Raw genomic sequence first — 11,516 nt, forward strand, 5'->3', positions numbered from 1 at the left:
ATAAAAATTAGATATTTACCGTTTTTGTTCTACCTAGAGTGAGCATATTAATTTATGGCATAGGAAGGGATAGAGAATGAATAAAAGAATATTATGGGTATTAATGACAATTGCTATCACTGCTTTATCAATTCAGGGTTGTAAAGGAAATAATAAATTGGAACCGGTAGATGACAATAATATAATTTTAGAGAATAAAAAGGAACAACTTGGATCTGAAATTAGTAAGAACAAAGATACAGAAAGTGATGGCAAAGAAGAAAAAGAAAATAATGATAATTATATGGATGGAGAAAATAATCAGAATAATAGAAATAGGGAAAAAGAAGATATTCCTAAATTAGGGGAAGAAAAAAAAGAAGAAGAGAAAATAGAGAAAGAAAAAAAGCAGGAGGATATAAAAGTAGACAAAACGCAAGAAACCTCCATCGACAATACAAAAACTGAATGGTGGTTTATACGCAATAAGGATTATAAAACACCTAGAATAAATGGAAATTTAAAATACAATTTAAATGAGTATGATGCTTATTATGTGGGAGATGTGGAGAAAAAGGTTTTGTATCTTACCTTTGATGAGGGGTATGAGAATGGATATACATCAAAAATTCTAGATGTACTTAAGAAAAACCAAGTCAAAGCTACATTTTTTGTGACTTTGCCTTATGTGGAAGAACGACCGGATTTAGTAAAGAGGATGGAAGCTGAAGGTCATGTAATTGGAAATCACACTAAAAGCCACTTATCTATGCCAGATGTGACATCAAATAAGCAAAAGTTTGAAAATGAACTGAAATCCGTAGATGAAAGATATAAAGAAGTTACTGGAAAAGATATGTCAAAATATTTTAGGCCGCCTATGGGAGAATATTCTCAAAAATCCCTTGCTATGACAAAAGAAATGGGATATAAGACAATTTTTTGGAGCTTTGCATATAAAGATTGGGAACCTACGGAACAGCCTGAGCCAACGGAAGCAAAAAAGTTAATACTTGAGGGTATGCATAATGGCGCTATATTTCTTTTGCATGCAGTATCAAAAACCAATGCAGAGATATTAGAAGAGATAATAACTGAAGCAAAAAATCAAGGATATGAATTTGAATTATTGCCATAAGGGTTCTTTTGAGCCCTTGACAAGCATATAATATTTTAGTATATTATAAATTACTAAAATGAAATAAGGAGAGATATCATGGCAAAAAGAAAAGCAGTAGTGGGGAAACAATGTGTAGCCTGTGGTTCTTGTGTTATTATATGTCCTAAACAAGCTATATTTGTATACAAAGGAACAAAGGCTGTTGTAGATTATGATAAATGTGTTGGCTGCGGACTTTGTCAAAAAGCATGTCCAGCAGGAATAATAAATGTTGAAGAAAATTTTCAAAACAGGAGGTAATTAGGGTGAAAAAGAAGAAAGCATGGTATGAGTATTTATGGATCTTGACTCCTGTATATTTAACTTTGGGAGCATTTAACATTTTGTTTGGGTGGCTCGGCATGATAGCTTTTATTTTGCCTATGATAATTGCCATTTTTGGTGGTAATAAAGCTTATTGCAATCGTTATTGTGCCAGGGGACAACTATTTGAAATGATAGGTGGGCACTTCAATCTGTCAAGAAAGAAGAATCCTCCTAAGTTTTTGTACTCTTGGTGGTTTAGATATGGGTTCTTGACCTTTTTTATGACTATGTTTATACTAATGATTATAAATACAGTGCATGTATTCTCTGGCACACAAAATCTAAAACAAGTGGTTACACTATTGTGGACCTTTAAAGTGCCTTGGAAATTTGCGTATCATGGAACCTTTTTATCCTTAGGTGTGGCACAATTTGCCTTTGGATTTTATAGTATGATGCTTACATCTACAATTTTAGGTCTTGTAACTATGTTGCTATTTAAACCTCGTTCATGGTGTGTTTATTGTCCCATGGGAACCATGACTCAGGGAATATGCAAACTGAAGAATGTGGGGAAGAAAGATGAAAGATAAATCAGCTTATGAAAAAGCTAAATTCGTGTCAAATCTCATGAAGACCTTGACCAATGAATACAGATTGATGATTTTATGTATGCTAGAAGAGGGCGAAAAAACCGTGGGAGAAATTTGTAGTGAACTTCAAGGAATAGGTATGTCTGCAGTATCACAGCATCTTTCTATGCTGAAAAGCCATGATCTCATAGAGTCTAGCAAAGTTGGACAGAATGTCATATACCGCATAAGCGATAAACGAATTTCGGAAGTAATTAAAAAGATACGTGAAGAATATTGTTAAGGCAGAACATGGGTTCTGTCTTTTTTAGATTGTCTAGCGTGGGCAAGTACTTGTTGGTGAAAGTATGATATATAAGGATACCGTGAGAGTTCTTTATAATTAAGTAGGATGTATAAATAATATATTTAAAATTTCAAATATATTGAATAAACATATTGAATGTATTATAATGACATTATCATATATAAAAAAAGGAAACAAAATAATGAAATAACATTTAAAATATAAATGAGTAATAGAAGAAATGTATATTAGTAAAACAAAATTTTTGCATTCTAAATTATCAAAAGGGATAAATGGGGGTAAATGCAGTAGAATGGTAGAAAAAGAATATAAAATAATACTTAATAGCAAAGAATATGAAAAAATTAAAAAAACGTACATATGGGATGAGAAATATATACAGGAAAATTATTATTATGATACCAAAAATCTTGATTTATATAAACTGGGTATAACATTTAGAATACGAAAAAAAAATTTAAAATATACGGTTCAGATAAAACTAAACAATAAAACTAACGAATGTATATATAAAACTAAGGAAGAGTATGAACATGATATAAATTATATACCATTATGTGTAAATTCAGAACAATATAATGAAATAAATGAATATGTTCATGGCAAGTTATATCTTATAGAAAAATTAGTTACTAAACGCAGAATGAAGCAATTATCCGAGTGCAGTGCTATATTTCTTGATAAAAGTTTTTATTTGGAAAGGCATGATTATGAACTTGAATTTGAATTTGATAATAATGATGAAGAATGTCTTAATGAAATTCAAAAGCTAGGTTTGAGTTTTAAATTAAAAGTGTCACCTGATGGAAAATATAAAAGATTTATAAAAGAATATATATCAAAATATAAGAAGGGGGGAAAATAATATAATAATTATATTATTCAGAGTGTATGAATGAAAAATTAATAAAGCGATTGAAAGAAGTAAACTTAAATGTAAATGATATTTTAAGCATTATTGAGTACAATGTGGGTGACTACGGTATAATATATACTTCACATATTGATGGTTTAGGAACATGGGATTCCGATTTTGATGTTTATATTATACGGAACCAAGAAAATTGTGAAGATTTTTTTGCCAATGGAGAAAAATATGTAAAAATTTATGAAATAGACTCAAAAAAATTAAATATACCATATATAACGTATTTATTTCTTGATGTGGAATATTGGAAAGCAGAATCAATAGAATCAAAGATTAGACGTGTTCATGAAAAGAAAAAGATATCAATTGCGGATCTTAAGGTATTGCTGAAAATGCGAAATGGAGATGTGTTGATTGGAAATGATGTTTTAGGATTAAAAGAAAAACTTAAAGCGCTTCAGTTAGAAAGGTATTGTGCAGATTTACTAGCATCCGATGCAGATGAGAAGTTACATGATGCAACAACATTGTATGGGAATGGCGATTATTATGGAGCTATGATAAGTGCAAGGGATGCAGTTGGATTGGCTATATGTGGATACAATTCTGTTAATAATAAATTAAATTTAAATGTAACTAAATGGTACAGCAGAATTTTCTTAGAAAATAAAGCTTTTGGGAAAAATGATTATATGGAAAGGTATCTTAATAATTGTTTTTTCTATAATCTCAATATTGAAAATATAAAAGAGAAAACTGAAGAGTTAATAATTTTTGTCCAAGATATTTTAAATAATGATTTGAATTTCCTTGGAAAGAAACATTGGCTTCATCATGAAATGTATAATATGTTAGATGAAGAAAATGATTATAGATATGAAGTGAAAAGTTCAAAAACAAATTTGTAATTTGGGGAGATGAAAGTATGAACGTAACAATAGCCACCTTTAAAAAAAACAGAAGGGAAATATTAAGAGCCACACCAATATCATTTATATTCTCAAGAATAGTAACAGGCTTTTTTGCCATTGTGCTCCCATATTGTATTTATAATTTCTTTATGAAAGGTAGCCTTACAAGTGAATTTCAGGAGTATACCAATAATGCTGATTATATGACCTATATTGTATTAGGTTCAGCCCTTAATGTACTAGCTGTAGCTACACTTATGAACATAGGAAGAGCATTGATTACAGAACAAAGACAGGGCACACTTGAACCTTTCATAATTACATCGGCGTCCAGAATACAATATTTTCTTGGATGCTTTTTAGAACAGTTCTCCAGAGCTATAATGGAATTTGGAGTTATTCTCATAGTGGGGTATATATTTGGGGCGCACCTTGGAAGGTTGTTTTGCTTGGATTCTGTTATAACGATTTTATTAGCTGTTTTTGCATTTTTTTGTTTAGGGCTTACCTTATCATCTATAATGCTCCACACACGAGATACATTTATAACACAAAATACCTTATTTAATCTTATGACATTGTGTTGTGCTGTATTTTATCCCGTAGAGTATCTTCCTAAAATTATTCAATATATATCACAGCTATTTCCACTAAGGCATGCAGTAGAACTATTTCGAAGGGTTGTAATTGGCGGTGAGACCGTTCTAAATAATTCTGAACTTGCTATTCGTATTATTATTCTTAGTATAATATATTTTACAGTGGGATATTTTTGGTACAGACATATAGAAAAAACACTTGTTGAGCAAATATTTAGTTGATGGAGGTTGTGGATTATGAATGAATTAGTAGCAGAAAAATTGGTGAAAAAGTATGAGATAAAAATAAAAGATGGTTTATTTAAAAGAGAATATAAGGTTGTTGAAGCTGTAAAAGGCATAAGCATTACAATACCTCATGGCAAAATTGTAGGGCTTTTGGGCGTTAATGGTGCAGGAAAAACTACAACCATAAGAATGCTTTCAGCTATTGTAAAGCCTACCTCTGGCGCTTTGACTATAGATGGCGTAGATGCTGTAAAAAATTATATGAGTGTAAAAAATAAATTAAATCTTATTATTGGCGGAGAACGAAATTTGTACTGGAGGCTTACGGCAAAGGAAAACCTAGAATATTACGGTAGCTTATATGGGATAAAAAAGGATGAATTGCATGAGAGGATTGATTATCTACTGAATATCGTAGGATTGACAGAATTTAAGGATGTGCCCATAGAACGTTATTCAAAGGGTATGAAACAGAGGGTTCAGATTGCAAGGGGGTTAATTAACAATCCTGACTATCTTTTTATGGATGAGCCAACGTTGGGGCTTGACATAATAATTGCTAATGAGATGAGAGGATATATAAAAAAGCTTGCAGAGGATCAGAATAAAGGGATTCTTCTTACAACTCATTATATTTCTGAGGCTGAGGAGCTATGTGACTATATTTATATAATTGACAGAGGAGTTATTATAGCAGAAGGAACAAAGCAGGAGCTAAGAAACATACTGTGTTACAACCAGCAGCTTGATATTATTACAGGAAAGCTTACGGAAGAATTTTTACGTGAACTTGAAGATGAATTCCAAGGAGAAAAGGTTAAGCTTACTTATGAAGAGGATAACAGTAACTTTAAGCTAAAGTTTGTCGGTAATAAAGAGCAATGGTCTGGAATACTTAATTTTATGAATAAGAAAAACGTATCAATACTGGATTTCGAAACCAAAGAGCCTGACTTGGAAAATGTGTTATTGGCCATAATAAAAGATTTCAGACAAAAAACTCCAAGTGAGGTGTAAGTATGAGAACTATATTTATGATAATAAAAGCTGAAATAATAAAACAGTATAATGATAGCTTTAATTCATATTTTACGTATTGTTCCTTATTGCTATGGCCAATACTTGGACTGTTTACTGTTTATTTTACTTATAAGCCATTTTCCATGGAAAAGGCAGCTGCTTTTGGAATTAATAATGGCAAGCAGCTGATGATTTTTTTGTGTACAGGTTATGTAGCATATAACTGTTTCTGGGCAATGGTTCAAAGTGCTTGGAGATTTTCTTCAAGAGAGAGGACAAGCGGTACTTTGGAGATGGCTTTTATTTCTCCAGCAAACAGGATGGCACTTATATATGGAAAAGCATTAGGCTCATTGTTGCAGCAGACCTGGATGTTTGTAAGCTTTTGCATAGTTTTACTTATATATGTTGGGGGCTTCAGCATTAGAAGCATAGTATCACTGCCACTGTTATTTGTTATATTGATAATAAGCTCAACGGTATGGGGTGGTATGCTCAATTCCCTATTTTTATTTTCAAGGGATTCATCAATTCTCATGAATGTGTTAGATGATCCGATGGTATTATTTTCAGGCGTGAAAATGCCAGTTACCAGCCTGCCGCATTGGGGACAAGTTATTGGCTCTATATTTCCACTGACATATTGCTTGAATATCTCAAGGTCATTACTAACCAATTTTGTAGATAATGGATTTTCATGCAACTATATCATGATTAATTTAGGAAAACTGTTATTATGCCTTTTGCTCATGTTCATCATTACGAAATATTGCATGAAGAAAGCTGAAGAGAAGAACAGGAAATACGGTAATTTTGAGTTCTACTAGTATATAGTTATTTAAGTTAATTAAAGAAAGAAGGTGAAACTGTAATATACAAGGTTTTGTAAATTACAGTAGAGTAAAATGGGGGAAAAGGAGTTTGTAAAATTTGAATCAATTAATTTGGAAAGAGCTAACGATATAGCGAGGAGATTTCCTAAATATGATTATAGGGTCACAAGAGCGGAGGTAGTGTTAACAAATAAATGTCAGCTAAAATGTTCATACTGTAAAAAACATTTATCAGAAAATGATTATGAGAATAGGGTAGATAAAACAACATTAATAAAATGTCTTACAGAATGGCTTGAAAATGGTTGCCGATTTGTTCATTTCACAGGAGTAGAGGCTACTTTATGTGAAGAATTATTTGATTATGTAAAATTGTGCAATAAATATGGAGCAGAGGTTACGTTAAGTACCAATGGTAATTCTGATATAGAAGTTTATGACAATCTTATAAAAGCTGGTGTAAATGGATTTCATATATCAATGGATACATTAGACCGTGATGAATTTGATATTCAAGTTGGAGTTAAAGGTGCTTTTGACAGAGCAATAAAAACTATTAAGTTTGTGACAAAAATGAGGGATGAATATAATTACAAAACACATCTTGTTATTAATACATGCATAACACCACTTAGCTTTTCTAAACTGAAGGAAATTTTAAGGTATATGCTTGATTTAAAGCCTGATGATATAAAACTGATTCCTATTGCCCAGTTTAAAGAAAAATGGGTAGAATATGAAGAAGAATATGAAAAGGATATATATCCTGAACTTATTAAAATGGTACCTCATGGTAATAAGTTTAATATGCTAAGAAGTAGGTTAAATAATCTAGTTAAACTATCATTTAGAGGTTATAACAATAAACGACAGGTACCACCATGTTATCTTTCAGCAGATGAAAGAACTGTGGATCCTGAAGGAAATTATTATGGATGCTATATAAACTATCGAGAGGGTGCAGATCCTGTAGGTAAACTACAATATGATTCATTTATTCAGCAATCGGAGAAATTACGTGATAATATGCTTAATTTTACTAAAAGCGATGTATGTCAGAAATATTGTGCTGATATCACTGTATTATGTAATAAATATATAGATGAAAAAGTACACGAATATGAGTTAGCGAGAATTAAGGTGAGTGAAAATGAATAAAAGGAATAAGTGGAAAATCAGAAATCTCGGTTGTTGGGGGTATCTTAAAGCATCATTAAAAAAAAATAAAAAAGTGTATTTTAAAGGGAATGTAACTACTGTAGAAAAACGTAGTCAAGTATTTATGGAAGATAAATGGGAAAATTTTATGTTAGTTAAACCTTCTGGAGCAAATAAACTAAATAAAATAATAGGTATATTAACAAAGAAGCATTACATTATAAATGAAATATTAGAAATTAAGGATTATAATCAACTTATGATTGATATGTTTCCTAATGTTAATCCTTTGGAAGTAGCATATTGGAAGCAGATAAATGATGAGTTTTATAAGGATCCTTATGGAAACATAAAAGCTTATATATTGATTTTTGATAAAAATGTTTCTGTAGAACAGCTTGAAAAAGAGAAAATATTTATACGAAGAAAATGTGGCATAGATATTTATGATGTAATAGACGGAGAAAAACCAGTATATGAAACATCAATTACTCCAATACATGTGCCAGATAAAGAAAATATGCGCAAAGAATATTTTGTTGCATTTAAATATTCATCAAAAAAGATACATTAGAGTTAGTTTATAAGTACCAATGATAATAAATGTATAATATTAAAAAATAAACTCTAAGGTTTAATATAATTTTTAAATTATTGTATGCCAAATGGAGGTAAGATGTTTTGAGAATATATAACATAAGAGATATTATTAGTGAAAAAGTGGAACCTCAAATTATAGGAAATAAAGCGTACGGTTTGGGGATATTATCCAATAAAAACATAAAAATTGCAGATGGCTTTGTAATACCAGTTGACTTCTTTTATGAATGTGTCAAATATAATAATGCAGAAAAATATTTGAAAAATATAAAAGATAAAAATAATGTTTCACAGTTTAGAGAAATTATAAAAACATTTATAATTCCTAAAAAAATATGGAGTATAATAGAAGAAAATACAACCCAAATAGGGTATCCTGTTATAGCCCGATCCTCTTCAACTAATGAGGATTGTGCTAATAGTACCATGGCTGGAATGTACTTGTCTATTGGTGAAATCAATACTCTAGAACATTTAAAAAATTCTATTTTAGATGTATGGGCAAGTGCGTATTACAATTATTTTAGTATAAATACACCCATAGCTATAATCATACAGCGATATTTTAAGTCAGAATTAGGTGGCGTTATTTTTTCAAAGCATCCTATTGGAAAAGATTGCTATTATGGTGAATATTCGATGAAAGGTGCGGAAGATGTAGTAGATGGTAAATGTAATTATAGTTTTGAAATAACAGAAGGGAATAATCTAGTGAATAGTGATTCTTATCTAAAAAATTATTCGAACGAACTTGGAAATATTGTGAAAAAAATAAAAGAATATTTTCAATGTGAGGTAGATATAGAGTGGCTTATATATAAAACTCAAATTGTAGTTCTTCAAGCACGTCCCATTACTACATATATTCATAAAAAAAATATTAATAAATTTTGTATTATTGACGTAGACGATAGAGAGACATTATGCACTGTAGATATGTCTAAATTTTATTCAAAATATATGAAATGGTTTGATAAGAGGGATAGACTAAGAAAAATATGTATAAACAATAATATAGATATACCTATTGTAAAATATGTTTTTTACAATAATGATAACCTTGATCTTAACCAACTTTATAGTGTATTTAAAAGGGCTAAAATATTAAAAATTGAAAATAATGACAAAGTGAGAACTAGAAAAAAAGAAGAATTGGGAACATATCTCAGAGAAATATGTTCAACACCTTGTCATAATATAAATATAGTGCGTATACAAGAAATAACTTCAACTGAATATTGTGGTAATGCATGTATGACGAATGAAGGATATATATATATTGAATGTATGCCTGGAGGATTTGGAGGCTTTCTTAGTGGTGAACTTGATTTTTCAAAATATCTTATTGATAGTGAAGGAAATATATTAAGCGAAAATATTTTAATATATAACTACATATGGAAGATTGATCAAAGAACTGGAAGGTTTGTAAAATCAAAACTTAATAATGGAATGACGGGATCAATAAATGATTTTTTAATAAAAAAGGTAGTTTATATGGTTCAAGTACTAAACAAGGTATACAAAAACATAAAGATTGAATTTGAAACTGAGGGAGAAAATGTATTTTTTAATGATGCAACATTTGAAAAAAAATCAGTAAGCTCAGATAATATATCTTATGGCATACTTTCCACAGGAGACTTTTACGGAAAGGTAGATATTATATCTGAAGATACAATAAAATTATTAAAAGAAGAGGTCGGATCTAGAAGCGTTATTGCAGAAAGTGAATTTATAAATAAAAGTAGAAAATACTTAGAACATATTCATATTAATAATGGGCAAAAAAAAGTAATGGTAGCTCCGTATCCAGATCCGTGTTTGTCAGCACTAGTTGATTGTTATGAAGGCTTTATATTTGAACGAGGTGGATTGTTATCTCATATGGCTATAATTTTAAGAGAAAAAAGAAAGCCTGCTATAATAAAAAAAGACCTTGGAGAGTTAAAAAATGGAGTATATGTAGAGATAAAAGATGGCATGGTGAAGATATTAAAAGGGGACAAAGGGGAAAATGCTCCGGAAGGAACAATTATTGGAATTAGAGAGTGAGGAATAGTGTGATAATATATTTTATTCTACGCTGGGAAAGCCGGAACTTTCAACTTTTTGTCCAAGGCATTGACATAGGTTTAAAAATTAAAATAAATGTAAAAAGCTATACAGATGGGTCAAAACTGTATAGCTTTTTCTGTTACATTCTCTGTAAGAATGTATTTTTTTCATCACATACAAAATTTTCTCATGCATAGTTATAAGTTAATATCTTAAGAAAATTTTAAGAAATTATGTACCTATTTTGTAAAGTTTTTTTGATATGATATTTTATAAGGAAAGCAACTATATAAACGGGGGTGTGCATGGACAATGGAATGTAAAAGGGAAAGAAGAAAAGTAAAGAGACGGAAACGAAAATTCACAAAATTATTAACAGTGTGCATAACTATTGGAGGAATTTATCTGCTGTGGAATTTGGCATCGAACCAGATTAGGAGCCTTGAAATTCCCAATAAAATATACACTTATCTTACCAGTAAAGAGAATAGAATAAATACATACAATAGAGGTATAGAACTTAACAATAATAGTTCTGCCAATACTTGTGTGTATTTTGTAGCAGAGGTTTTGAGGAGAAATGATATAGATGTGCCAATTCATGTAGCAAATACTAGACAGCTTCTTGAGGTACTTGAACACAAGGGGTGGAGGAAGGATACTGATTATAAAAATTTAAAGCCTGGTGATATTGCTTTCACCACTGATGAAAATGGTGGTTCTCATGGGGAACCAACTCATACCTATGTTTTTATGGAGTGGGTTGGCGAAGGAAGTTATGAATATGCGTATATATGTGATAATCAAGCCAAGGATTACGATAATAAAATATACCATATAAGAAACATTAAAAATGTTGGTACGGCCAATGGAATGTCAAAGGATGCTTTCGCTTTTTTTATGAAGCCTAGATAATGAGGAAAATGGACTAGCTTT

General features: G+C 30.5%; 13 protein-coding genes. All 13 read left to right on the plus strand.

Annotation, left to right across the window (positions count from 1 at the left end; all coding sequences use genetic code 11):
- Nucleotides 1–76: 76 nt before the first annotated feature.
- The 13 genes from pdaA (at nt 77) to BUA73_RS01695 (ending at nt 11,495) form a co-directional block, all read left to right on the plus strand.
- Complete coding sequence (gene pdaA / locus BUA73_RS01635; RefSeq protein ID WP_242942308.1) at nt 77–1,117, plus strand: delta-lactam-biosynthetic de-N-acetylase; 1,041 nt, start codon at nt 77–79, stop codon at nt 1,115–1,117.
- Nucleotides 1,118–1,195: 78 nt separating this feature from the next.
- Complete coding sequence (locus BUA73_RS01640) at nt 1,196–1,399, plus strand: 4Fe-4S binding protein (protein WP_072901608.1); 204 nt, start codon at nt 1,196–1,198, stop codon at nt 1,397–1,399.
- A gap of 5 nt (nt 1,400–1,404) precedes the next feature.
- The gene (locus BUA73_RS01645) at nt 1,405–1,998 is read left to right on the plus strand and encodes a 4Fe-4S binding protein (RefSeq protein ID WP_072901611.1); all 594 of its coding nucleotides are present in this window, start codon (nt 1,405–1,407) and stop codon (nt 1,996–1,998) included.
- Nucleotides 1,988–2,281, plus strand: coding sequence for an ArsR/SmtB family transcription factor (locus tag BUA73_RS01650; RefSeq protein WP_072901614.1), 294 nt, complete (start codon nt 1,988–1,990; stop codon nt 2,279–2,281). The genes BUA73_RS01645 and BUA73_RS01650 overlap by 11 nt, the downstream gene beginning before the upstream one ends.
- Nucleotides 2,282–2,597: 316 nt before the next feature.
- Nucleotides 2,598–3,170, plus strand: coding sequence for a CYTH domain-containing protein (locus tag BUA73_RS01655; protein ID WP_072901616.1), 573 nt, complete (start codon nt 2,598–2,600; stop codon nt 3,168–3,170).
- Nucleotides 3,171–3,196: 26 nt separating this feature from the next.
- Nucleotides 3,197–4,081, plus strand: coding sequence for a hypothetical protein (locus BUA73_RS01660; RefSeq protein ID WP_072901619.1), 885 nt, complete (start codon nt 3,197–3,199; stop codon nt 4,079–4,081).
- A 17-nt stretch (nt 4,082–4,098) separates the two neighbouring features.
- Entirely contained in the window at nt 4,099–4,905 is an 807-nt protein-coding gene (locus BUA73_RS01665) for an ABC transporter permease (protein ID WP_072901621.1), read from the plus strand.
- 15 nt (nt 4,906–4,920) lie between these two features.
- On the plus strand, nt 4,921–5,928 hold the full coding sequence (locus BUA73_RS01670) for an ABC transporter ATP-binding protein (RefSeq protein WP_072901623.1): 1,008 nt from the start codon (nt 4,921–4,923) through the stop codon (nt 5,926–5,928).
- Between the two features lie 2 nt (nt 5,929–5,930).
- On the plus strand, nt 5,931–6,758 hold the full coding sequence (locus BUA73_RS01675) for an ABC transporter permease (protein ID WP_072901625.1): 828 nt from the start codon (nt 5,931–5,933) through the stop codon (nt 6,756–6,758).
- Between the two features lie 78 nt (nt 6,759–6,836).
- Nucleotides 6,837–7,922: a radical SAM protein gene (locus BUA73_RS01680; RefSeq protein WP_072901626.1), complete on the plus strand. Its 1,086-nt coding sequence runs from the start codon at nt 6,837–6,839 to the stop codon at nt 7,920–7,922.
- On the plus strand, nt 7,915–8,496 hold the full coding sequence (locus tag BUA73_RS01685; RefSeq protein WP_072901628.1) for a hypothetical protein: 582 nt from the start codon (nt 7,915–7,917) through the stop codon (nt 8,494–8,496). Before BUA73_RS01680 ends, BUA73_RS01685 begins: the two co-directional genes overlap by 8 nt.
- 107 nt (nt 8,497–8,603) lie before the next feature.
- Entirely contained in the window at nt 8,604–10,577 is a 1,974-nt protein-coding gene (locus tag BUA73_RS01690; RefSeq protein ID WP_072901631.1) for a PEP/pyruvate-binding domain-containing protein, read from the plus strand.
- 315 nt (nt 10,578–10,892) lie between these two features.
- Nucleotides 10,893–11,495, plus strand: a complete 603-nt coding sequence (locus BUA73_RS01695) for a hypothetical protein (RefSeq protein ID WP_072901633.1) — start codon at nt 10,893–10,895, stop codon at nt 11,493–11,495.
- Nucleotides 11,496–11,516 lie beyond the last annotated feature (21 nt).

The sequence above is a fragment of the Hathewaya proteolytica DSM 3090 genome, assembly GCF_900142225.1.
Classification (GTDB): domain Bacteria; phylum Bacillota; class Clostridia; order Clostridiales; family Clostridiaceae; genus Hathewaya; species Hathewaya proteolytica.

Excerpts from the sequence above, each read along its gene's own strand:
- pdaA (WP_242942308.1), top strand. The coding sequence starts at position 77 with ATGAATAAAAGAATATTATGGGTATTAATGACAATTGCTATCACTGCT.
- BUA73_RS01640 (WP_072901608.1), top strand. The coding sequence starts at position 1,196 with ATGGCAAAAAGAAAAGCAGTAGTGGGGAAACAATGTGTAGCCTGTGGT.
- BUA73_RS01650 (WP_072901614.1), top strand. The coding sequence starts at position 1,988 with ATGAAAGATAAATCAGCTTATGAAAAAGCTAAATTCGTGTCAAATCTC.
- BUA73_RS01655 (WP_072901616.1), top strand. The coding sequence starts at position 2,598 with ATGGTAGAAAAAGAATATAAAATAATACTTAATAGCAAAGAATATGAA.
- BUA73_RS01660 (WP_072901619.1), top strand. The coding sequence starts at position 3,197 with ATGAATGAAAAATTAATAAAGCGATTGAAAGAAGTAAACTTAAATGTA.
- BUA73_RS01665 (WP_072901621.1), top strand. The coding sequence starts at position 4,099 with ATGAACGTAACAATAGCCACCTTTAAAAAAAACAGAAGGGAAATATTA.
- BUA73_RS01670 (WP_072901623.1), top strand. The coding sequence starts at position 4,921 with ATGAATGAATTAGTAGCAGAAAAATTGGTGAAAAAGTATGAGATAAAA.
- BUA73_RS01675 (WP_072901625.1), top strand. The coding sequence starts at position 5,931 with ATGAGAACTATATTTATGATAATAAAAGCTGAAATAATAAAACAGTAT.
- BUA73_RS01680 (WP_072901626.1), top strand. The coding sequence starts at position 6,837 with ATGGGGGAAAAGGAGTTTGTAAAATTTGAATCAATTAATTTGGAAAGA.
- BUA73_RS01685 (WP_072901628.1), top strand. The coding sequence starts at position 7,915 with ATGAATAAAAGGAATAAGTGGAAAATCAGAAATCTCGGTTGTTGGGGG.
- BUA73_RS01695 (WP_072901633.1), top strand. The coding sequence starts at position 10,893 with ATGGAATGTAAAAGGGAAAGAAGAAAAGTAAAGAGACGGAAACGAAAA.